The 23,228-nt window shown below is 65.0% G+C and carries 17 protein-coding genes and 2 tRNA genes; 4 read left to right on the top strand and 15 right to left on the bottom strand.

What is annotated here, in order from left to right:
* Positions 1-146: 146 nt before the first annotated feature.
* The 5 genes from AC066Y_RS34225 to AC066Y_RS34205 form a co-directional block, all read right to left on the bottom strand.
* A complete protein-coding gene (locus AC066Y_RS34225) occupies positions 147-1,529 on the bottom strand; it encodes a TolC family outer membrane protein (RefSeq protein ID WP_478277716.1) in 1,383 nt (460 codons plus the stop codon).
* Positions 1,530-1,745: 216 nt separating this feature from the next.
* Complete coding sequence (locus AC066Y_RS34220) at positions 1,746-2,411, bottom strand: protein-L-isoaspartate O-methyltransferase family protein (RefSeq protein WP_478277715.1); 666 nt, start codon at positions 2,409-2,411, stop codon at positions 1,746-1,748.
* 135 nt (positions 2,412-2,546) lie between these two features.
* Positions 2,547-2,726, bottom strand: coding sequence for a hypothetical protein (locus tag AC066Y_RS34215; RefSeq protein ID WP_092114500.1), 180 nt, complete (start codon positions 2,724-2,726; stop codon positions 2,547-2,549).
* A gap of 132 nt (positions 2,727-2,858) precedes the next feature.
* A tRNA-Asn gene (locus AC066Y_RS34210) sits at positions 2,859-2,933 on the bottom strand.
* Positions 2,934-3,209: 276 nt separating this feature from the next.
* Positions 3,210-3,695: an anthrone oxygenase family protein gene (locus tag AC066Y_RS34205; RefSeq protein ID WP_478277714.1), complete on the bottom strand. Its 486-nt coding sequence runs from the start codon at positions 3,693-3,695 to the stop codon at positions 3,210-3,212.
* Positions 3,696-3,788: 93 nt separating this feature from the next.
* Between AC066Y_RS34205 and AC066Y_RS34200 the strand changes: the two genes are divergently transcribed.
* Both AC066Y_RS34200 and AC066Y_RS34195 read left to right on the top strand, forming a co-directional pair.
* Positions 3,789-4,472, top strand: a complete 684-nt coding sequence (locus tag AC066Y_RS34200; RefSeq protein WP_478277713.1) for a TetR/AcrR family transcriptional regulator — start codon at positions 3,789-3,791, stop codon at positions 4,470-4,472.
* A gap of 440 nt (positions 4,473-4,912) precedes the next feature.
* Positions 4,913-5,095 carry a hypothetical protein gene (locus tag AC066Y_RS34195; protein ID WP_478277712.1) on the top strand — a complete coding sequence of 61 codons (183 nt, stop codon included), beginning with the start codon at positions 4,913-4,915 and terminating at the stop codon, positions 5,093-5,095.
* A 43-nt stretch (positions 5,096-5,138) separates the two neighbouring features.
* Here the strand turns inward: AC066Y_RS34195 and AC066Y_RS34190 are convergent.
* From AC066Y_RS34190 to AC066Y_RS34165, 6 genes are all read right to left on the bottom strand, one after another.
* Positions 5,139-5,212 (bottom strand) — tRNA-Cys (locus tag AC066Y_RS34190).
* Positions 5,213-5,267: 55 nt separating this feature from the next.
* On the bottom strand, positions 5,268-5,993 hold the full coding sequence (locus AC066Y_RS34185) for a tRNA-uridine aminocarboxypropyltransferase (RefSeq protein ID WP_478277711.1): 726 nt from the start codon (positions 5,991-5,993) through the stop codon (positions 5,268-5,270).
* A gap of 37 nt (positions 5,994-6,030) precedes the next feature.
* Positions 6,031-9,135, bottom strand: a complete 3,105-nt coding sequence (locus AC066Y_RS34180) for an efflux RND transporter permease subunit (RefSeq protein ID WP_478277710.1) — start codon at positions 9,133-9,135, stop codon at positions 6,031-6,033.
* Entirely contained in the window at positions 9,132-12,260 is a 3,129-nt protein-coding gene (locus AC066Y_RS34175; protein WP_478277709.1) for an efflux RND transporter permease subunit, read from the bottom strand. The genes AC066Y_RS34180 and AC066Y_RS34175 overlap by 4 nt, the downstream gene beginning before the upstream one ends.
* Before the next feature lie 48 nt (positions 12,261-12,308).
* Entirely contained in the window at positions 12,309-13,748 is a 1,440-nt protein-coding gene (locus AC066Y_RS34170; protein ID WP_478277708.1) for an efflux RND transporter periplasmic adaptor subunit, read from the bottom strand.
* Positions 13,738-15,234: an efflux transporter outer membrane subunit gene (locus AC066Y_RS34165; RefSeq protein ID WP_478277707.1), complete on the bottom strand. Its 1,497-nt coding sequence runs from the start codon at positions 15,232-15,234 to the stop codon at positions 13,738-13,740. Before AC066Y_RS34165 ends, AC066Y_RS34170 begins: the two co-directional genes overlap by 11 nt.
* A 590-nt stretch (positions 15,235-15,824) precedes the next feature.
* Here AC066Y_RS34165 and AC066Y_RS34160 point away from each other — a divergent pair.
* Positions 15,825-16,859: a cysteine synthase A gene (locus AC066Y_RS34160; RefSeq protein WP_478277706.1), complete on the top strand. Its 1,035-nt coding sequence runs from the start codon at positions 15,825-15,827 to the stop codon at positions 16,857-16,859.
* A gap of 110 nt (positions 16,860-16,969) precedes the next feature.
* Here AC066Y_RS34160 and AC066Y_RS34155 read toward each other — a convergent pair whose 3' ends face one another.
* The 4 genes from AC066Y_RS34155 to AC066Y_RS34140 are packed head-to-tail and all read right to left on the bottom strand — an operon-like array spanning position 16,970 to position 21,485.
* Entirely contained in the window at positions 16,970-17,710 is a 741-nt protein-coding gene (locus tag AC066Y_RS34155; RefSeq protein WP_029083902.1) for an amino acid ABC transporter ATP-binding protein, read from the bottom strand.
* Positions 17,711-17,721: 11 nt separating this feature from the next.
* On the bottom strand, positions 17,722-19,242 hold the full coding sequence (locus AC066Y_RS34150; protein WP_478277705.1) for an amino acid ABC transporter permease: 1,521 nt from the start codon (positions 19,240-19,242) through the stop codon (positions 17,722-17,724).
* Positions 19,239-20,444 carry an amino acid ABC transporter permease gene (locus AC066Y_RS34145; protein ID WP_478277704.1) on the bottom strand — a complete coding sequence of 402 codons (1,206 nt, stop codon included), beginning with the start codon at positions 20,442-20,444 and terminating at the stop codon, positions 19,239-19,241. Before AC066Y_RS34145 ends, AC066Y_RS34150 begins: the two co-directional genes overlap by 4 nt.
* A gap of 24 nt (positions 20,445-20,468) precedes the next feature.
* The gene (locus AC066Y_RS34140; protein ID WP_173642910.1) at positions 20,469-21,485 is read right to left on the bottom strand and encodes an amino acid ABC transporter substrate-binding protein; all 1,017 of its coding nucleotides are present in this window, start codon (positions 21,483-21,485) and stop codon (positions 20,469-20,471) included.
* Positions 21,486-21,813: 328 nt separating this feature from the next.
* Between AC066Y_RS34140 and metC the strand changes: the two genes are divergently transcribed.
* Positions 21,814-23,010 (top strand): cystathionine beta-lyase, encoded by a 1,197-nt coding sequence (gene metC, locus AC066Y_RS34135; RefSeq protein WP_478277703.1) that lies wholly within the window; start codon positions 21,814-21,816, stop codon positions 23,008-23,010.
* Positions 23,011-23,228: the final 218 nt, after the last annotated feature.

Raw genomic sequence — 23,228 nt, 5'->3', positions numbered from 1 at the left:
ACGCAACGCCGGCGCGAATCGCCTTGCTGCCCGACAAAACGGTATGTCAGGCCAATTATCGATTGCAAGCAAACGCGCCAGTCTGTGGTCCTGATTAACTCAGAACCACAAACATGGCGCGACAAGCGATGTTGACGTGAAGGTGTTTAGCGGCCGTCGGGCGTGCGTACGCCGGCCCAGTTATCGCGCACCTGCTGGTAATGCACGCTGGCATCATAGACGTTGGTCGAAAGGCCCATCACCTGCGGTGACAGCCGCCCAATCGCGCTCAGCACGTTGTAGGATGCAACGACGCGGTCGTGTTGCGCGGTGACGAGTGCGTTGCGCGCATTGACCAGCGCTTGCTGCGCGTTGAGCACGTCGAGCGTGGTGCGCTGGCCGGCCTTGGCCTCTTCGCGGACGCCGTTCAGCGCGATTTCGGACGCAGTGACCTGCGCCTGCGCTGACGCGACCTGCGACTTGCCGGCGACCAGCTGGCCCCATGCGGTGACGACGTTGGCGCGCGCCTGATCCCTGGTTTGTTCCAGGACCAGACGCTGCTGCGCCAGCGATTCCTTCGACTGCCGGATCAGCGAGTATTCGGCGCCGCCCTGATAGATCGGGACTGATACCTGAACCTGCGCCGCCGCATTGAAGAGGCGGTTCACCGACAATTGTTGCTGGTACCCTTCGCTCACCGACGCCTGCAGCCCAACCGTCGGCAGCAGCGCGCCTTCGGCAACCTTGGTCTGCAGGAAGTTGACGTCGACGCCATACATCGCGGACGTGACGTTCGGATTCTGGGTCAGGCTGAGCTCGACGGCGGCCGCAAGCGTCGCCGGCAGGAAACGATCGACCGGCGAGCCGGGCGCGAGATTCTGCGGTTCGTTGCCGATGATGCGGCGGAAGTTCGACCGCGTCGTCGTCAGGTTCGATTCCGCGGTGAGCTGCTGGGTCCTGCCGGCCGCAAGCTGGGCCTCGGATTGCGCGACGTCCGTCCGCGTCACCTCACCTACGTTGAAGCGGTCCTGGGTCTGCTTCAGCGTCTGCTCCAGCACGCGCGTGTTGCTGCGCTGGACTTCCACGATCGCAGCGTCGCGGAGATAGTCCATATAAATCGTGGCGGCGCTCAGGATGACGGTCTGCTCGAGCACGCGCAGACCTTCGCGCGCCGACGACACCTGGCTTTCAGCCGCGCGCACCCTGTGCGGGGTCTGCGCGTTGTATAGCGACTGATTCACCGTCAGGCCCGCACTGGCCGGATTTTGGGTGCCGTGAATCGAGTCCTTGATGCCCGTCGGCTGCTGGTCGCTGTATTGATATCCGCCGCTCACGGTCAGCGCGGCTTTCGGACGATAGCCCGAGAGCGCCTGGGGAACGTTTTCGTCGGTCGCCCTCACCAGCGCGCGCTGCGCATTCAGCTGGGGATTGTTCTGGTAGGACCGCACCAGCGCGGCCTCGATAGTATCGGCAAGGGCGGGCACGGGGCCCATCTCCGCCAACAGAAGGACGGCAGTCGCAGCCGCGGTGATAAGCTTCACCCCACGCATCCCCGGTAATCCAATCATTGTAGTCGCCGTCTCCCACACGCAAGTCAGTTCCGGCGGTCGCTTCAGACGAAGTGAGTCCCGCCTCACCTTAGTCCGCAGCTAAGGGCAACGGAACTACCCCGCAACGGAACGCGGTTGAAACTCTTCACATGGGGCAAACGGGCCACACTTCTGATTCAGAACGGGATTTTATCAGCTGGCGCAGCGCGGTAGCGGTCAGAAGACGAACGCCGGAACTCGCTCGAATCCGGGCAGCACGGGGGCCGTGGCGTCGAACAGCTCGCGATGGCCGAAATCCCCGTGCGAGTGAGTCACGAGGGTGGCACGCGGCGGCGGCGTCAGGCCGAACACCCCGACCAGCCGCCCACCCTCCTTGAGCTGGCCGAACAGCCCGGTCGGGACAATCTCGGTCGCACCGTTGAGAACGATGACGCCATACGGCGCGCCGGCGGCATCACCGTCGGCGGCGGCAGCGGTCTTGACCGTCACATTCTGGATGCCGAGCTGGGCGAACGCTGCGGAGGCCTTTGCGGCCAGCGCCGGATCGCTCTCGGTTGCGCTGACCTCGCCGGCAAAGCGCGCCACGATGGCGGCGGCGTAGCCGGTCGCGCAGCCGACGACCAGGACGCGATCGGTCGCCTTGATCTCGGCGGCTTGCAGCATCTTGGCGAGCAACGCCGGCGTGATCAGGCAGCGCTTGGCCGTGCCGCCCTCGGTAACGTCGAGATCGAGGTCCAGATAGGCCAGCGCCTGCTTGCCGGCCGGCACGAACACCTCGCGCGGCACGGTCAGCATGGCTTCGAGAATACGATCGTCGGTCACGTCGCTCGGACGCACCTGACCATCCACCATGTACTGGCGCGCGGTCGAAAAACCGGTCATTGGCGGGACCCTGCAAGTCGCGGCATTGCCGCTGGAGAAGCTAGAACAGGGCCATCTTTTGGAACAAGCTCCGCCAAAACGCAACACGCCGTTGGCGTGCAAAACCCGCCCTCAAAATGCGCGCCGTGGTGCGCTCTATTCGATCGTGACCGCAAGCCGGCCGATCAGACGGACCACTTCATCGAGATGCTCGGAATCATGCTCCTCGACGGCCCTCGCGAGCCGGCGGACACACTCATCGTCACTGATGTCCGGAGCATCGCTCGGAACAAGCGTCGGCTGCGGCATCGACAGGTCGATCAGGTTAATGGCCATCAAATCACCTCTCCAGACCCGGCAGGACGAAGTGTCGGCGGTTATTGAGTCGATTTGACGACGTTTTTTGTCTGCCCGTAACGGACCACAGGCTTGTGATAGGCGATTGAAGGGACTTTATGGGGCCAGAACTGGCTCCCCGGGCTGGATTCGAACCAGCGACCATTCGATTAACAGTCGAATGCTCTACCGCTGAGCTACCGAGGAATAGGCGAACAAAACGTTCGCGAGCGGGCAGCGTATAACAAAGCCTTTCGGCCTTGCAAAGAACCAAATGGGCCTCTGGCGAAACTTTAGCGGGGCACGGTAAACCTCTGCGGTGCAAGGCTTTGCCGGTGTTCCAGGGCGATGCAGGCTTGTCCCGGCTGTCCCGTTATCCGCGCCGCGGGCACCGGGAAACACCGCCCGGCGCGGCCATTTCGCCGCACCGCTGATTCTTCTGCGCGTACGCCCCGCCCCCGAAGCGCCTCTCCGGGAAGCGCTCTATCGCGCAGCGATGGCGGCAATGAACAGCGCCGTCGCCGCAAGCGAGGCAATGGTCCGCACGTGGTTCCAGAAGGTCCAATCGGTCAGGTAGCGCGCCCAGACCGGCGCGGCCGCGGTGCTCACGGGATCTGTGGCCGCAAGCTGATCATTCAGCGGCACGTTGAAGACGACCGTGACGACGAACATCCCGACGACATAGAGGCTGCCGCCGCAGATCATCGCGAGCGCGCCTGGCTCCTGCCATCGCAGCCCGCCGAGCACGACGAGCCCGGCGCAAGACAGCGTGGTGCCGAGCAAGACCGGCATGAACAGCGAGCGCACGATATCGACATTGATCGCGTTCATCGCCGAGATGCCGGCGGCCTGGTCGATGCGGCCGAGCGCGGTCATGACGAACGCCGAGAACGCGAAATAGACCCCGGCAAGCAGGCCGCAGCCGAGCGCGGAAAACCACAGCAAACCCGAGGTCAGGATATTGCGCATCGCTCCACCTCCAAACGCGAGAGATACTCGCATTTGTAAAATGCGATAAACTCTCGTATTTGAGACGTCAACCCCCATTTGCGGAGGAGAGAGATGGCAAGACGAAAGGCCGCGCCCGCGGCAGCGCCAAAGGGAGCGGCAAGGGCCGCGCCCGGCGTGGAAGCCCCCCTGCCCGGGCTGGCGCGGCTTGCTCCGACGCAGCAGCGCAGCCGCGAGCGGTTCGAGCGCATCCTCGCCTGCGCGACCGAGATCATGGCGGAGAAAGGCAGCGAGGCCTTCCGCATGAGCGACATCGTCGAACGCAGCGGCGTCGCATTCGGCTCGCTCTATCAATATTTCCCCGACAAGGCCGCGATCATCGGCACGCTGGCGGAACGGCATAACGCGGTCGGGCGCGATTGCGTCAGGCGCGATCTGGCCGCGGTCTCGTCCGCGCGCGACCTGCACCCGGCGCTATGCCGGATCGTCGACAGTTACTACGAGATGTTCATGCGCAAGCCTGTGATGCGCGACATCTGGCAGGCGACCCAGGCCGACCGCGCCCTGCAGAAGCTCGATGCGGACGACATGGCCGTGCTCTCCGGCCTGTTGTCCGACGCTGTCAGGCGGGTTGCGCCCACCATGCCGGCCGCCACCCTCACCACCTTCTCGGCACTGACGATGACGCTGATCGCAGCCGCCGTGCGTCACGCGATCACGCTGCCGCCGCGGAAGGCGCGGCAGGTGCTGACGCAGTTCAAGACCATGCTGTCGGGAGACCTCGCCGGGCTGGCATGACCGCGAAAGCGCCGATGTCGGGAATTTCCCCGGCGCCGAGGCGATAGACAGCGAGCGTAGACGATCTACGCCGTTCGGGAGCGGCCCGCTGCACCCGGCGCCGTCCCGCTGGCGGACCATGCCGGCAAGAGCCCAGGATCGATGCGAGATGGGATCGCCGACCATCCTGCGATGCTTGCCTCCACCGTCACATCTCCCTAAAATTCCTGCGATATTTGACGGCTATGAATATGCCGCGAAGTCGGGGAAGAGTTTTTCGCAACATGTGATTTGTCTCACAGGAGGTGCGGCCTTGCCGACCTAGGTTCCCAGCGGGGGTCATCAGCCATTTATTTACCAAAGCGGGCGCCATCGTTCTTTTCATAAAATTCGAACGAATCGCTCAATCCGGACCGAAGACAGTTTTGCGACCATGGCGCTCTCGAACCTTGGAGAGCGCGATGAGCGAAGTCGAATTTGATCTGCTGCTGGACGCCGTGCAAACGGCGATCGCGCCTATTGCTCAGGAGGATTTCGTGGCCCAACCGTCGCCCCGCATTCAGCCGCCGCCGCGCGCGGCGAATGACAACCAGGCGCCGTGGCCGCTGATTCCGTTTCCTGAAGGCTGGTACGCCGCAAGCTAATGCGGCTTCTCATTTGTCGGCTGCAAGCCATTGATGAGATGAGTGGAGGCCACGACCAGAATTGAACTGGTGTACACGGTTTTGCAGACCGTTGCGTAACCACTCCGCCACGTGGCCCCTTGCGGCGCACTTCATATACGCCCTCTCTGCGATAGGCAACCAAGCCGGACAGCTAACGTCGGCGCTTCCGGAAGTCCCGCTTCTTCGGTTTTGGCGCCAATTCCGGCATTTCGGCCTGCACTTCGCGGAATCTCGCGAGCATCCGCTCGAAACTATCAGTTAACGCTGCCGCGATATCCGGCCGCTTTTCCAGCCCGGCCAGCAGGATCGCGGCCGCCTCGATGGTGGACAGGCCGTCGCGCCGCGGTTCCCGGCGCAGCTTGCCGTACAGCGAGGGCCGTTTCGGCCCGAGAATCACCCGCTGGCACTTCAGCATCCAGGCATTGCGCCACCATAGCGCCTTGGCCTGGCTCCAGGTGCCGTCGAGCAGCACGATGCCCTCGATGTCGGAGAGGATGGCGCGCTGGTGCTGCTCCAGCTCGCCCTTGCGGTTGATCGCGACGATCTCGGCGTCGGTATCGAGATCCTCGACCTTGGCCGAGCCGAGATAGAGCACCGCCCAGCGCGACGGATCGGCCACCGGCCGGCCGAGCGCCTTGGAGAGGCTGGGCCAGGACAGCCCGATCCGCACCACGGCGTTCTCGAAATGCCGCGCCAACAGTCGCGCGGTGCCAAGCGCCCTGTCCTGCTCCTGCGGATGGATCAAGATCAGGATCTGGATCCGGCTTTTGATCGGCGTCACGCTGTCGCAGATGCACAGCGGCATCGGCTTGCCGCAATGCGGGCACTCCGGGATCTCGGTGGCTAGTTCGGTCTTTGCTTCGGTCGGTTCGGACATCGCTCCGCTATACGCGTGCGGAGCCGTTCAATCCAACCTATTCCGCCGGAGCGTGCACGCCTGACGGCGCCGGGCGCCGGCGCAACCGGTCGATCAGGAGATAGATCACCGGCGTGGTGTAGAGCGTCAGGATTTGCGACACGAACAGGCCGCCGATGATGGTGATGCCGAGCGGCCGCCGCAGTTCGGTGCCCGGGCCGGTGGCAATCACCAGCGGAATGCCGGCGAACAGCGCGGCCATGGTCGTCATCAGGATCGGGCGGAAGCGCGCCCGGCAGGCCTCGAAGATCGCATCCCGTGACGACAGGCCCTGATGCCGCTCGGCCTCGAGCGCGAAGTCGACCATCATGATGCCGTTCTTCTTGACGATGCCGATCAGCAGGATGATGCCGACGAAGGCGATCACGGTCAGCGGCGTGTTGGTCACCTGCAGCGCCAGCAAGGCGCCGAGGCCGGCCGACGGCAAGGTCGAGATGATCGTGATCGGATGCGCCAAGCTCTCATAGAGCACGCCGAGCACGATATACATCGCGACCAGCGCGCCGAGGATCAGCAGCGGCTGCCGCCCGCTGGTCTTGTTGAAGTCGCCGGCATTGCCGTCGAAGCTGCCGCGAATGCCCTCGGGCATGTGCAGCTCGTCGACCGCCTGCTGGATGTTCGTGGTCGCGACCTCCAGCGGCACGTCCGGCAACAGGTTGAACGACACCGTGGTCGAGGGGAATCCGCCGGAGTGATAGACCGCGAGCGCCGACAGTCCGCGCTGGTAGTGCACGAGCGCCGACAGCGGCACCTGCACGTCATTGGCGCCGGCGACGTAGATGCGCTCGAGGTTCGACGGGTCGCTCTGGAATTTCGGATCGATCTCGAGCACCACCACGTACTGGTTGCGCTGGGTGTAGATGTACGAGATCTGCCGCTGCGAGAACGCGTTGTTGAGCGCATTGTCGATGTCCTGCACCCGGACGCCAAGGCTGGAGGCGATCTTGCGGTCGATCACGAGGTTGAGCTGCAAGCCGCCAGGATCGCGGTCGGCGGAGACATCGGTGATGCCCTCCACCGTCTCCATGCGCTTGGCGACGAGCGGCGCCCATTTCTGCAACAGATCGAGATCGGTCGAGGCGAGCGTGTACTGGTAGTCGGAATCGCTCTGCCGGCCGCCGGTGCGGATATCCTGGGCGGCGAACATGAACAGGCGGATGCCCGGCACCATGAACAGATTGCGACGCAGCCGGTCGATCACCTGCGCGGTCGACATGCCTCCCCGCTCCTCCGGCGGCTTCAGGCTGATGAACATGGTGCCGCGATTAGAGGTGGCGCCGCCCGGGCCGCCGCCGGAGCCGACCGACGAGCCGATGCCGGCGACCGCGGGGTCCGCCATCACGATGTCGGCGAGCCGCTGCTGCAAACCGAGCATCGATTGGAACGAGATGTCGGCGGAAGCGCGGGTCGCCCCGATCACGAAGCCGCTGTCGTCGGTCGGGAAATAGGCCTTCGGCGTCTTGACGTACAGCACCACCGTCAGCGCGACGGTGGCGAAGAACACCACCAAGGTCAGGAAGGGATAGCCGAGCACGATCCGCAGGGTCGACGCATAGAACGCCACGACGCGCGACAGCGTGCCCTCGATGACGCGATCGTACCAGGTGGCACGATCCGAGGTCGCCTCCTTGATGTAGTGCGCGCAGATCATCGGCGTGATCGTCACCGACACCAGGGTCGACACGATGATGGCAAACGTCAGGGTCAGCGAGAACTCGCGCAGCAGCCGGCCGACAATCCCGTCCATGAAGATCAGCGGCGTGAAGGCCGCGATCAGCGACAGCGAGATCGACAGCACCGTGAAGCCGATCTGCTTGGCGCCTTCGACCGCGGCCGGATATGGCGCCATGCCCTGCTCGAGATTGCGGTACATGTTCTCGATCATCACGATGGCGTCGTCGACCACGAAGCCGACGGAGATCGCGAGCGCCATCAGCGACAGATTGTCGATCGAGAAGCCGGCAAGCCACATCCCGGCGCAGGTGCCGGCCAGCGCCAGCGGCACCGAGACGCCGGCAGCGATCGTCGGTACGATCCTGCGCAGGAACACGAACACCACCACCATGACCAGCATGGCGGTCGCGAGCAGCGTGAACTGCATGTCCTCGACGCTGGCGCGGATCGTTCCGGTGCGATCGACCAGGGTCGAGATCTCGACACCGGCCGGGATCCACTGCTTCAGTTCCGGCAGCATCCTGCGAACGCCGTCGACGGTATCGATGACGTTGGCGTCGCCCTGCTTGGTGATCTGGATCAGCACCGCCGGCTGCTTGTTGAACCAGGCGATCGAACGCGAATTGCGGACGGAATCCTCGACCTCGGCAACGTCCGAGAGGCGGACGAAATTGCCGTTCGAGCTCTTGATGACGATGTCGCGGAACTCGGCCGCGGTGCGCATCTGCTTGTTGATCGAAAGCGTCTCGCTCAGCCGGTCGCCGTTGAAGATGCCGACCGGGCCCAGCGGATTGGCATTGATGATCGCAAGCCGGACGTCGTCGGTCGCGATCCCGGCATTCGCCAGCGACACCGGATTGAGCGCGATGCGCACCGCCGGCTGGTCGGCGCCGCTGACCGTCACCTCGCCGACACCAGGCACCTGCGAAATGCGCTGCGCCAGCACGGTGTCGGCGACGTCGTACATCGCGCTGGTCGAGATCGTCTTCGAGGTCAGCGCCAGCACGAACACGGGTGCTGCGGCCGGATTGGCCTTGCGGAATTTCGGCAACGACGGCAGGTCGCTCGGCAGATCGGCGAGCGATGCATTGATCGCGGCCTGCACGTCGCGCGCCGCGCGGTCGATGTTTCGGCCGATCGAGAACTGCACCTGGATGCTGGTGGTGCCGAGCGAACTCGTCGAGGTGATCTGGTCGACGCCCGAAATGGTGCCGAGCTTGCGTTCCAGCGGCGCGGCGACCGTCGCGGCCATCACCGAGGGATCGGCGCCGGGCCGCGACGCCGACACCCGGATGGTCGGGAAGTCGACATTCGGGACCGACGACACCGGCAGAAACTCGTAGGCGACGATCCCGACCAGAAACAGCCCGATCGCCAGCAAGGTGGTGCCCACCGGCCGGCGGATGAAGGGCTCGGAGATCGAGATCACTGCATGCCCTCGGTCGCACCCGCGATCGGCGGGCCGCTGGGACCGGGCTCAGGCACGGCCCGCTCGATCCGGCGGTTGAGCCGGTCGAGCGCGAGATAGATTACCGGCGTGGTGTAGAGCGTCAGCAGCTGGCTCAGCAGCAGGCCGCCGATGATCGAGATGCCGAGCGGGAAGCGCAGCTCGGCGCCGGTGCCGCTTTCGATCGCGAGCGGCAGCGCGCCGAACAGCGCCGCCAGCGTCGTCATCATGATCGGTCGGAACCGCAACAGGCAGGCCTGCACGATGGCGTCATAGGACGACATGCCCTGGTGCCGCTCGGCCTCCAGCGCGAAGTCGATCATCATGATCGCGTTCTTCTTGACGATGCCCATCAGCAGGATGATGCCGATCAGGCCGATCACCGAGAGGTCCTGCCCGCACAGCATCAAGGCCAGGATGGCGCCGACGCCGGCCGAGGGCAGCGTCGACAGGATCGTGATCGGGTGGATGTAGCTCTCGTAGAGCACGCCGAGCACGATGTAGATCGTGATGATCGCCGCCAGGATAAGCCAGGGCTGTCCGGCCAGCGAGCGCGCGAATTCGGCGGCGTCGCCGGAATAGATACCGACGATGCTGCCGGGCATGCCGATCCGGGTCTCGATCGCCTTCACCGCCTCGACCGCGTCGCCGAGCGCTTCGCCCGGCGCCAGGTTGAAGCTGAGCGAGACCGACGGGAATTGCGCCTGGTGCGAGATCGCGAGCGGCGCCGTGGTACGGACCAGCGTCGCGACCGCCGACAGCGGCACCTGCGCCCCGTTGGCGCCGGGCAGATAGAGCTTGTCGAGGATCGAGGGATCGCGCTGATACATCGGCAACGCCTCGAGCACCACGCGGTACTGGTTGGCCTGGCCGTAGATCGTCGAAATCTGCCGCTGCGCGAAGGCGTCGTTCAACGTGTCGGTGACGCCTTGTAAGCTGACGCCGAGCTGGCCGGCGCGCTGGCGATTGATGTCGAGCGCCGCACGCAGGCCGCCATCCTGCGCCTCCGACGAGACATCGCGGAAGATCGGATCGCGCCGCATCTCGGCGACCAGCTTCTGCGACCATTGCGAGACCTCGGCGGCATCGGTCGCGGTCAGCGTGTACTGGTATTGCGAGCGGCTCGACTGGGTCGAGATCTGCACGTCCTGCACCGGCTGGAAGTAGACGGTCATGCCGGGGACCGTCGCGATCTTCTGCTTCAGCCGCTCGATCACCTTGACGACACCGTCGCGCCGCTGGTCGAGCGGCTTCAGTGTCATCACCAGGCGGCCGACATTGGTGGTCGGATTGACCGAGCCGGCACCGATCACCGAGACCACGCCGACCACGTCAGGGTCAGCCTTGATGAGGTCGGAGACCGCGCTCTGACGACGCTGCATCTCGGCGAACGAAACGTCGGGGCCGGCCTCGGTCACCGCCGTGATCGAGGACGTGTCCTGCAGCGGCAGGAAGCCCTTCGGTGCCAGCACATACATGATCAGCGTCAGCGCGATGGTCGCGAACGTCACCAGCAGCGTCGCGCGCTGGCGCTGCAGCACCCAGAGCAGCGTGCGATGATAGAATTCCACCATGCGGTCGATGAAGCGGCTGACCGCGGCAAGGCCCGGGACCGCCATCTCTTCGTGGATGTTCTTGAGCAGCCGCGAGCACATCATCGGCGTCAAGGTCAGCGAGACGATCGCCGAGGTCACGACCGCGATCGTCAAGGTCAGCGCGAATTCGCGGAACATGCGGCCGACCAGGCCGGACATGAACAACAGCGGGATGAACACCGCGATCAGCGACACCGTCAGCGAGATCACGGTGAAGCCGATTTCGCTGGCGCCCCTCAGCGAGGCCTCCATCACCGTCTCGCCGCCTTCCATGTGGCGGACGATGTTCTCGATCATCACGATGGCGTCGTCGACCACGAAACCGGTTCCGATGGTCAGCGCCATCAGCGACAGATTGTCGAGGCTGAAGCCGGCGAAATACATGACGCCGAAGCTCGTGATCAGCGACAGCGGCAGGGCGACGCCGGCGATCAGGGTCGCGCGCAGCGACCGCAGGAACAACAGCACCACCAGCGTCACCAGCACGACGCTCAGGATCAGCGTGAACTGCACGTCGTGGACCGAAGCGCGGATCGTCACGGTGCGATCGGAGACCACGGTCAGCTTGACGCCGGCCGGGACGGACCGTTGCAGCCGCGGGATTTCGCCGCGGATCTGCTGGACGACGTCGATGACGTTGGCGCCGGGCTGGCGCTGGATATCGATGATGACGGCCGGCGTGCCCTGGTACCAGCCGCCGGTGCGGTCGTTCTCGAGCCCGTCGACGATCTGAGCGACATCGCCGATCGTCACCGGCGAGCCGTTGCGATAGGCGATGATGATCGGCCGGTAGGCGGCGGCGGCGGCGATCTGGTCGTTGGCGGCGATGGTGTAGGACTGCTGGGCGCCGTCGAGCGAGCCCTTCGGCCCCGACACGTTGGCGCCGGCGATCGCGTTGCGCAGATCCTCCATCGCGATGCCATAGGCCGCAAGCCGCGCCAGGTCGGCCTGCACGCGCACCGCGGGCTTCAATCCGCCGAGGATCGAGACCCGGCCGACGCCGGAGATCTGGCTCAACCGCTGGCCGAGAATGGTATCGGCAAGATCGCTCATCGCCCGCAGCGAGATCGTGTCCGAGGTCAGCGCCAGGGTCATGACCGGCGCGTCGGCCGGGTTCACCTTGGCGTAGACGGGCGGGTACGGCAGCGTCTTCGGCAGAATGCCGGCGGCGGCATTGATCGCAGCCTGGACGTCCTGGGTGGCACCGTCGATGTCGCGGTTGAGGTCGAACTGCAGCGAGATCTGGCTGACGCCGAACGAGCTGGTCGAGTTCATCGACGACAGCGACGGAATCTGCCCGAGCTGCCGCTCCAGCGGCGCCGTGATCAGCGAGGCCACCACGTCGGGGCTCGCGCCCGGCAGTTGCGTCGTCACCTGTACGGTCGGGAAGTCGACCTGCGGCAGCGCCGAGACCGGCAATGCCCAATAGCCCAGCGCGCCGCCGATCATCAGGGCGATGCCGAGCAGCGAGGTGGCGATCGGCCGGCGGATGAACGGTTCGGAGACGCTCATGGTTGCGTGCTCGCTGTTAGGTTGGACATTACGAGGTCAGGATTCCGGTCATGGCTGGGCCTTCGGCGCGCCGCCCGACCGTTCGCCCCCTGCCGCCGGCGCGGGCGCCGGTCCGGTCTGCCCCTTCTGATCGCCCTCGCTGTGGTCGCGCCGGCCGCGATGCTCGCCGCTCTGTCCGTCCTGCTTGGCGTCCTTGCTCTGGCCCTCGCCTTGCGCCCCGCGCTTGCCGTCCGGAGTACGACCGCGCTTGCGCGGCGCAAGATCGGCGGCCGGCGGCCCGTCGTCCTTGCCGACCACGACCTTGGAGCCATCCGCGAGATTGGCAAAGCCCGTCGTCACGACGCGGTCCGACGTGGTCAGGCCGCTGGCGATGACGGCTTCATGCTCGTTCTGCTGCGTGACCGTGACCGGCTTGGCGGTGACAGTGCTGTCCTCGCCGATGACGTAACTGAACGTGCCGGCCGGACCGCGCTGCACCGCCGAGGTCGGCACCACGATCGCCTGCGGCAGGGTCTCGACCTTGAGCCGCACATTGACGAACTGGCCGGGCCAGAGCTGGTAGCTGGCATTCGGCAGTTCGGCCTTCAGCTTCAGCGTGCCGGTGGTCGGATCGACTTGGTTATCGATGCCGGTCAGCTTGCCGGTATCGATCACGGTGACGCCGTCATTACCGAACACATCGACCGCAAGCTGGCCCTTCGCCGCCGCGGCGTTGACCCGCATGATCTGCTGCTGCGGCAGGCTGAACCACACCGCGATCGGTTGCAGCTGGGTCAGGATCACGAGCCCGGTGGTGTCGGAGGCGTGGATGATGTTGCCCTGGTCGACCTGGCGCAGGCCGGCGCGGCCGGAGATCGGCGCGACGATCTTGGTGTAGCTCAGGGTCGCGCCCGTATTGTCGATCGCGGCCTGGTCGGCCTTGATCAGCGCCTCCTGCTGCGCCACCAGCGCACGCTGCGTGTCAGCCTGCTGCTTGGAGCCGGCATTGCTGGCGGCCAGCTGCTCATAGCGGGTAAGGTCGAGCTTCTGGTTGGTGAGCAGCGCGACGTCCTGCGCCTTCTTGGCGACGGCCTGGTCGTACTGCGCCTGATAGATCGCAGGATCGATCTCGCCGAGCACGTCGTCCTTCTTGACGTCCTGGCCCTCGACGAAATTCACCTTGAGCAGCTTGCCATCGACCTGCGAGCGCACCGTGACGGTGTTGAGCGCCTTCACCGAGCCGACGCCGTCGAGATAGACCGGCACGTCCTGCATATGCGGCGTGGCCGCGAGCACCGGCACCGGCAGATCGGGCCGCGCGCCCGCGCCGCGCCCGCCGCCTCCATTTTGCTTGGGCTGGAAAGCGAGCCAACCGAGATAGCCGAGCCCGCCGAGGATCACGAGTGTGATGAGCAGCGACACCATGCGTCCAAGCAGGCGCGAGACCAGGCTCCGCTTGCGCGGGGCTGAGCTTTTCTCGTCGTCGCTCGAGTCGGGCTTAAAGAGCATCGACCGGTCTTTCCATCTTCGGTTCCCAGCCGCCCCCCAAGGCCTGATACAGGCTCACGATCGCCAATAGCCGGGCCAGCTGGGCTTGGGAATAAGCATCTTCCGCCTGGAACAGGGTCAGCTGTGTGTTTAGCACGGTTACGATGTCGGCGGTGCCGGCCTTGAGCTGCTGCTCGGCCAGGTCGAAGGCGCGTCGCGACGACGACAGCACGTCGCGCTGCAGCTGCAGCCGCCGCGTGGTCTCGCGGATCGCGACCAGCGCGTTGTCGACATCGGTGAACGACTGCACGACCGTCTTGCGATAGGTCTGCAGCAGCTCATCCTGCCGCGCCTTCGCGTTCTCGAAATTGCCGAGGATCCGGCCGCCGTCGAAGATCGGCTGGGTCATGCCGCCGACCAGGTTGAAGAAGGCCGCATGCGGCTGGAACAGCGAGACCAGCGCCTGGCTCTGGTAGCCGCCTGTCCCGGTCAGCTGGATGCTCGGGAAGAACTGCGCCCGCGCGCTGCCGACATTGGCGGTGGCGGATGCGAGCTGCGCCTCCTGCCTGCGGATATCGGGACGCTGGGTGAGCAATTCGGAGGGCAGACCCGGCGTGACGCGCGGGATCGCGACGGAATTGAGCGAGCCGCCGGCGACGCGCACGCTCTCCGGCGGCCGCGACACCAGCACCGCGAGCGCGTTGATGTTCTGGTCGAGCGTCTGCCGCAGGGGCGGCACCAGCGCGCGCTGGTTGGCCAGCACGCTCTCCTGCTGCGCGACGTCGAGATCGGAGCCGGTGCCGGCCTTGAAGCGATCCCGGATCGCATTGAGGATGCGCTCGGCGCTGGCGATGTTGCGTTGCGCGGTGCGCAGCCGGTCCTGTGCGGCGAGCACCGTGAAATAGGCGTTGGCGACGCTCGCCAGCGTGGTCAGCGCCACCACCTCGCGGTCGAACCGGTTGGCGACGGCGGTCTCCTCCGCCGCCTGCGCGGCGTCGCGATTCTGGCCCCAGAAGTCGAGCTGGTAGCTCGCGCTGAGCGAGGCGCTGTAGTTCACCACCTCGCGCCCGCCATTGGTTAGACCGCTGGCGCTGGAGCCCGAGGTGCGCGAATAGGTTTCAGACCCGTTGAGATTGACGGTCGGCAGCAGCGCCGCACCCGCCTGCCGCGCCAGCGCGTCGGCCTGCCGGAAGCGCGCCACGGCCGCGGCGATGTCGAGGTTGACGGTCTGCGCCTCCTCCATCAGCTGTGTCAGCTCCTTGGAGCGGAAGCCTCGCCACCAATCGAGCGTCGGAAGCGCGTCGCCCGGCCGGCCCAGACGCGCGGCCTTGTAGCCCTGCGGCACGTCGAGCGCGGGATCGGGGATGTCTTGGGTCAGAATGCAGCCGGCCGAGCCCGCGACCAGGCCGAGCGCGACAAGCGAGCGTCCCGCGAGCCGTCGCATGCGGACGGCGAGGCCGAAGCGGCCTCCAGGCACCATCACGGACGCGGGCTGGGTCACACCCATTCTCCGCCAAAGCCAGACTTCGCCCGTGGCGCACGAATGACGCAGTCAGCAATGGTCTGGGTGACGTGCACGGGGGTCATGCTTCCAATGGAACCTGGCTGCCCCATCCTACCCTTGGGACGATAGGGCGGACAGCCCTGTCACGATTGCGCGACGTCGCATCGCAAGCGATTTGCGGCTACCCGGAATGTCGACTTTTCCCTATTTTTACGGCATTTCCGCGCGCTTCAGACCGGTGCCGGAAGGCGTCATTCTTACAAAGATTTCATGGGGATTTCTCGGCCCTGTTGCTCCGAATCCGCAACATGCGCCGGAGCGACAACGATCTCGCAGCGCCAGGCGACGCCTCGTCAGGCCTTGACTTGGTCGATCGCGCGCACCTGACGCAAAAGCGCCGGCCGCAGAACGATTCTGCCAGACGACCCGCCCGCAGCAAAACAGCCTCCTCCGCGATGCCCATGTGGTGCGCGCCAGTCGGGTTCGGCGTGGTGAACCCGCCATTTGCCGCAGTGCGAAAGCCCTTCCCTTTTTCGATCAGCACACTAGGTTCGCCGCAAGCAAGACACAGACCGGCAAAGAAATTCCCCGACATGGCATTCAACAAAGACGTCATTGAAGCGATCGGCAATACCCCCCTCATCAAGCTGAAACGCGCATCCGAACTGACCGGCTGCACCATTCTCGGCAAGGCCGAATTCATGAATCCCGGCCAGTCGGTGAAGGATCGCGCCGGCAAGGGGATGATCCTGGACGCCGAAAAGCGCGGCGATCTGAAGCCCGGGGGGCTCGTGGTCGAATCGACCGCGGGCAATACCGGCATCGGACTTGCGGTCGTGGCGAGTGCGCGGGGCTACCGCACCCTGATCGTCATTCCGGAGACGCAGAGCCAGGAAAAGAAGGACATGTTGCGCCTGTGCGGGGCCGAGCTCGTCGAGGCGCCGGCACTGCCCTACTCCAATCCGAACAACTATCAGCATCTCGGCAGGCGTCTCGCCGAGCAGCTGCGCAAGACCGAGCCGAACGGCGTGCTGTTCGCCGACCAGTGGAACAACCTCGACAATCCCAAGGCACATTACGACTCGACCGGACCGGAGATCTGGCAGCAGACCAACGGCAAGGTGGATGGCTTCATCTGCTCGGTCGGCACCGGCGGCACGCTCGCCGGCGTCAGCCGCTATTTGAAGGAAAAGAACAAGGACATCGTCACCGCCTGCGCCGATCCGCACGGCTTCGCGATGTACGAGCTGTTCAAGAACGGGCAGGTCAAATCGACGCCGGGCGACTCGATCACCGAAGGCATCGGCCTCGGACGCAAGACCCCGGTGATCGAGACAGCGAACGTCGACGATGCGTTCCTGGTCTCCGACGAGGAAGCCGTGACCATCATCTACGAGCTGCTGGAGCACGAAGGCCTGTGCCTCGGCGGGTCGACCGGCGTCAACATCGCGGGCGCGATCCAGCTCGCCAAGCAGCTCGGCCCCGGCAAGACCATCGTCACCATTCTCTGCGACTCCGGCAACCGCTATCAGTCCAAGCTGTTCAACCCGGCCTTCATGCGTTCGAAGAATCTGCCGGTCCCGGAATGGCTGGAAAAGCGCAGCAAGATCGAGCTGCCGTTCGTCTGACGAACGACGTCCCCGCAGACGTCATTGCGAGGAGCTATTGCGACGAAGCAATCCATGCTTCCGATGCGGATGATTGGATTGCTTCGCTCCGCTCGCAATGACAGCGGAAATCACCGCAATATCTGGCTCAGGAACAGCTTCGACCGCGCATGCTGCGGGTTGGCGAAGAATTCCTGCGGCGTGTTCGACTCGATGATCTGACCGGCGTCCATGAACACGACGCGGTTGGCGACCTCGCGGGCAAAGCCCATTTCGTGGGTTACGACCAGCATGGTCATGCCCTCTCTGGCGAGATCGACCATGGTGTCGAGCACCTCCTTGACCATTTCCGGGTCGAGCGCCGAGGTCGGCTCGTCGAACAGCATCACCTTCGGGTTCATGGTCAGCGCGCGGGCGATCGCGACGCGCTGCTGCTGACCGCCCGACATCTGGCCGGGAAACTTGTTGGCCTGATGCGGGATCTTGACCCGCTCGAGGAACTTCATCGCGGCCGCCTCGGCATCCTTCTTCGGGATATTGCGCACCCAGATCGGCGCCAGCGTGCAATTGTCGAGCACGGTGAGATGCGGGAACAGGTTGAAGCTCTGAAACACCATGCCGACTTCGCGCCTCACCTCGTCGACCCGGCGCAGGTTCGGGCCGAGCTCGATGCCGTCGACCACGATCTCGCCCTCCTGGAATTCCTCCAGCGCATTGATGCAGCGGATCAGGGTCGACTTGCCCGAGCCGGACGGGCCGCAGATCACGATGCGCTCGCCCTTGCCGACCTCAAGGTTGATGTCGCGCAACACGTGGAAGTCGCCGTACCATTTGTTGAGCGTGGAGATGTTGACGATCGGGGTTGTGGACATGGTGACCTTGTTCAGTGGCGGCGGTGAGCGTTGAGCCGATGTTCGACGAACAGCGAGTAGCGCGACATTCCGAAGCAGAACACAAAATAGATCATTCCCGCAAAGGCGAAGCCGGTAAAGGCCGTCGTCGGCGTCGACCAGTTCGGGTCGGAGAACGATGCCCGCAGGGAACCCAATAGATCGAACAGCGCCACGATCGACACCAGCGAGGTGTCCTTGAACAGCGAGATGAAGCTGTTGACGATGCCGGGAATGACGTAGCGCAGCGCCTGCGGCAGCACGATCAGCGACGTCGTCTTCCACCAGGACAGGCCGAGCGCCGATGCGGCCTCCGCCTGCCCGCGCGCCACCGCAGCTAACCCGCCCCTGATCACCTCGGCCATATAGGCGCCGGTAAAGATCGCCACACCGATCAGGGCACGCAACAGGCCGTCGACGGCGAAATTGCCCGGCACGAACAACGGCAGCATGTAGGTCGCGAAGAACAGCACCGTGATCAGCGGCACGCCGCGCCAGAATTCGATGAAGGCGATCGAGAAGATCCGGATCAGCGGGATGCTGGAGCGGCGGCCGAGCGCGAGCGCAATCCCGATCGGCATCGAGGCAACGATGCCGGTGATCGCGATCACCAGCGTCACCAGGAGCCCACCCCACAGTCGCGTGTCGACGATGGGAAAGCCGCCGCGATCGAGCCCCATCAGCTTGATGCCGACGGCTATCCCGGCAAACGTCAGCAGGCTGCCGATCAGCGCTCTGCGCCCGGTCCGCATGCCGCCTCCGAGCACAAACAGCACGGCGGAGACGATGACGGCGGTGACCAGGAAATCGCCCCAGACCGGCAGCGACGAGAGCTGGAACTGGTCGCGCAGCCAGGTCAGCGGAAAGATCAGCCAATGGATCAGAAAGCCGACCAGGACAAGCACCTTGCCCAGTGCCCATGGCAGCGGGGCGATTGCCGAACTCTTGCTGAGATTGACCAAGAGATCGCCGGCGCCGCCAACGCTCTGCTCGAACAGCTGCAACACGCCGGCGGTCCAGCTCACGCCGAAGCCCGCGATGCCGCCGCCATGCAGCAGGAAGAACGCCACCACCGGAAACGCGAAGAAGAACAGGCCGGAGTTGATGCCCTTGGCCGGCAGGCGCGGCATCAGCAGCGGCAGCAACAGCGCGGCGCCGAGCCCATAGGTCAGATTGACCCGCCAGCGCTGCGTTTCCGGATAGAAGCCATAGATCAGCTGCGTCAGCTTGGCCTCAATATAGGGCCAGCAGGCGCCGACCTCGTGCCCCGCCTTTTCGGCGAGGCAAGCGGCGCGATCCTTGCCGGCCCAGACCGCGTCGACCAGCAGGAACTTGATCGTCGGGACAACGATGTACCAGGCCAGCAATAGCCCGAGGATCGTGAGCAGGATGTTGCCCGGCGAATTCAGCAGCCGCGTTCGTACGAAGCCGATGAAGCCGGTGGTCTTGGCCGGCGCCGCACGCTCGGCGACCAGATCCTGCCGGACAAAGGACGAGCCGGACAGATCCGTCATGCCGCCATGCTCCGGTTGATGCGCCAGCCATAGACGCTCATCAGCGCGCTCGTCGCGAGCGAGAGCAGCAGGTAGACGCCCATCGTCATGGCGATGATCTCGATCGCCTGCCCGGTCTGGCTTACCGCGGTGCCGGCGAACACCGAGACCAGATCCGGATAGCCGATCGCCACTGCCAGCGACGAATTCTTGGTGAGATTGAGGTACTGGCTGGTCAGCGGCGGCACGATGACCCGCATCGCCTGCGGCACCACGATCAGCCGCAGCGTCGCGGCGCGGCTGAGGCCGAGCGAAGCGCCCGCCTCCATCTGTCCCTTGTGCACCGACATGACGCCGGCGCGGACGATCTCGGCGATGAAGGCTGCCGTGTAGGTCGACAACGCGACCGTCAGCGCAACGAATTCGGGAATGACCCGCGCGCCGCCGGCGAAGTTGAAGCCTTTCAGCTGCGGCAGCTCGAACTTCAACGGCCAACCGAAGATCAGCATCGAGACCAGCGGCAGACCTATCAGGCAACCCAGCACATAGGGCCAGATCCGGATCATCTGCCCGCGCTGGAACAGGGCGCGCCGGGCGTGGTGCCGCAAGCCCAGCGCCACGACGATGCCGACCGCGAGCGCGGCGAGGAACGGATAGAGGCCGGGCTCACTGACCGGCAGCGGCACGATCAGGCCGCGATTGTTGAGGAAGAACGTACCGAGGATCGAGACGCTCTGCCGCGGCGCCGGCAGCGCCGCGAGCACAGCGAGGTACCAGAACAGGATCTGGAACAAGACCGGCAAGTTCCTGACGATCTCGACATAGATGCCGCCGATCCGCGACAGCAGCCAGTTCGGCGACAACCGGCACAGCGCCACGACGAAGCCGATCACGGTGGCGAAGACAATGCCGATCACCGAGACCAGGATCGTGTTCAACAAGCCGACGAAGAACACCCGCCAGTAGGTGTCGGAATTGTTGTAGGCGATCAGGCTCTGATTGACGTCAAAGCCCGCATTGTAATTGAGGAAGCCGAAGCCCGACGCAATGTGCTGGGTCTCCAGGTTCGTCCGCGCATTCGCCACGATCTCGTAGGCGATCCAGGCCAAGACCGCGGCGAAGGCAATCTGGGCGGCTAATCCGTTCCAGCCGGTCTTGCCGCCAAGCGCACGCTTCAGCCTGAGGGCAAATTGCAGCGGCGGTTTGCGGGGCGCGATGCTCATCGCGGCAGCCGTTGGCCGGACCGATCAGCGGATCGGCGGCGCGTACTGGATCCCGCCCTTGTTCCAGAGATTGTTGACGCCACGGGCGATGCCGAGCGGCGAGCCGGCGCCGACATTGCGCTCGAAGGTCTCGCCGTAATTGCCGACTGCCTTGACGATGCGCACCACCCAGTCCTTGGTCAGGCCGAGCTGCTCACCCAGATTGCCGTCGGTGCCGAGCACCCGCTTCATCTCCGGCTTGTCCGATTTGAGCATCGTGTCGACATTCTTCTGGGTGATGCCGAGCTCCTCGGCATTGATCATCGCAAACAGCGTCCACTTCACGATGTCGAACCACTGGTCGTCGCCGTGGCGCACCATCGGCCCCAGCGGCTCCTTGGAAATGATTTCCGGGAGCACGATGTGATCGGCGGGGTTCGCGAGCTTCAGACGGCTGGCATAGAGCCCGGAGGCGTCGTCGGTGAAGACGTCGCAGCGTCCGGATTCATAGGCCTTGACGGCTTCGTCGATGCTGCCGAATGCGATCACCTCGTACTTCATGTTGTTGCCCTTGAAGAAGTCGGCGAGGTTCTGCTCCGTCGTGGTGCCGGTCTGCACGCAGACCGACGCGCTGTTCAGTTCGAGCGCCGAATTGACCTTGAGCGACTTCTTCACCATGAAGCCCTGCCCGTCATAATAGGTCACGCCGGTGAAATTGGCGCCGAGCGAGGTATCACGCGACACCGTCCAGGTGGTGTTGCGCGACAGCACGTCGATCTCGCCGGATTGCAGCGCGGTGAAGCGATCCTTGGCCGACAGCGGCACGAACTTGACCTTGGTCGGGTCGTCGAGCACCACGGCGGCAATGGCCCGGCACACGTCGACGTCGATCCCGGTCCAGTTCCCCTTGTCGTCCGGTGATGAAAAGCCAGGCAGGCCCTGGCTGACGCCGCAGGACAGCTGGCCCCGGTCCTTGACCGTCTTGAGGGTTTGCGCCGAGGCGGACTGGACCGACAAGGCAGCGGCAGCGGCAAGGAGGACAGCCAGGGATACGCGTTTCATGGGTAGGCCTTTCAGGGTCGTCCGTTGGACGTTTGCTTTGTGATCGCCTCGCGTTCACGGGCCATCCCAATGATCCCTTGCAGCAAAAGATGCTGATCTGACAGTCAGTTTGACGTGCAAACCGGCCAGGCAACGGATCGTAGGTCGCGGCAGGCCCCTCAACGTGCGGCGACTGGTAGTTGCGGCGCATCACATAGCGACTGACGAGCCGGGTCAAGGGGTTGACGCACGTCTTCTACGTCTTGTTAGTAACACCTCCCGGCGTGGCCCTGTCTTCCCGACGCGGTACGGCTGCGGCAAAAAGTCTAAAGTCCAACGGCAGCAAACCATGACCTCCTCCGACGGCTCCACGCCCTCCCGCCCGCACGACGCCGCGACCCGCCTGGTCACGGCCGGCCGCGACACCAAGGCCCAGAAGGGCTTCGTCAATCCGCCGGTCTTTCACGGCTCGACCGTGCTCTATCCGACCGCGGAAGACCTCCACGCCCATCGCGCCGAATTTACCTATGGCCGCCACGGCAGCCCGACCACGCGGGCGCTGCAGGACGTGCTGATGGCACTGGAGGGCCCGCAATGCGCCGGCGTCGGCCTCGCCCCGTCGGGCCTCGCCGCGATCAGCACCACGCTGCTCGCCGTGCTGAAGGCCGGCGATCACCTGCTGGTGTGCGACAACGCCTATCGGCCGACCCGCAATTTCTGCGACAACATGCTGAAGCGCTACGGCATCGAGACCAGCTATTTCGATCCGCTGATCGGCGCCGGCATCGAGACGCTGTTCAAGCCGAATACCCGCGCGGTGCTGGTCGAGGCGCCCGGTTCGCAATCCTTCGAGATGCCCGACGTCCGCGCGATCTCGGCCGTGGCGCATGCCCGCGGCGCGCTGATGATCGACGACAACACCTGGGCGACGGCGCTCTATCACCGCTCGCTCGAACAGGGCGTCGACATCAGCATGCAGGCCGGCACCAAGTATATCGGCGGCCACTCCGACATCATGTTCGGCACCATCTCGGCCAATGCAAGGGCCTGGCCGCTGGTGCAGGAGGCGATCCGCCTGCTCGGCGTCTGCGCCGGCCCCGACGACGTCTATCTCGCGCTGCGCGGGGTCCGGACGCTGTCGGTGCGGCTGGCCCAGCACCACCGCTCCGGGCTCGAGATCGCGCGCTGGCTTGGCGCGCGGCCCGAGGTCGATCGGGTGCTGCACCCTGCCTTGGAGACCGACCCGGGGCATGCGATCTGGAAGCGCGACTTCACCGGCGCCTCCGGCCTGTTCAGCATCGTGCTGAAGCCTGTGCCGCAGACCGCGGTCGACGCGATGCTCAACGCACTCACGCTGTTCGGCATGGGCTTTTCCTGGGGCGGCTTCGAAAGCCTCGCCATCCCGTTCGACTGCAGCGACTATCGCAGCGCGACCAAATGGTCGCCGGGCGGCCCGACGCTGCGGCTGCATATCGGGCTCGAGAATCTCGACGACCTCAAGGCCGATCTCGATCGCGGTTTTGCCGCGTTGAAGGCCGCGCTCTGACTTTCCACGCCGGCTGCGTTAGACGACATTAACCACGACCGACCGGCCAAGACGCTGCCGCCGCCGCGTTGCGACTAACGTCGCACGCGTTGCGCACGCACGATCTCCGGGATTCTGCGGAGATGCGACGCCGCCGATAACTCGCCGTTCACCATCCCCACCAATCCCTTAATTGTCCGGACCTTCCATCAAGTTCCCTTATACTTTTGCGGCCGTAC

The sequence above is a fragment of the Bradyrhizobium sp. USDA3010 genome (assembly GCF_056429065.1).
Note: the sequence above shows the minus strand (reverse complement) of the source record. Positions and strands in the feature narration are given on the sequence as shown.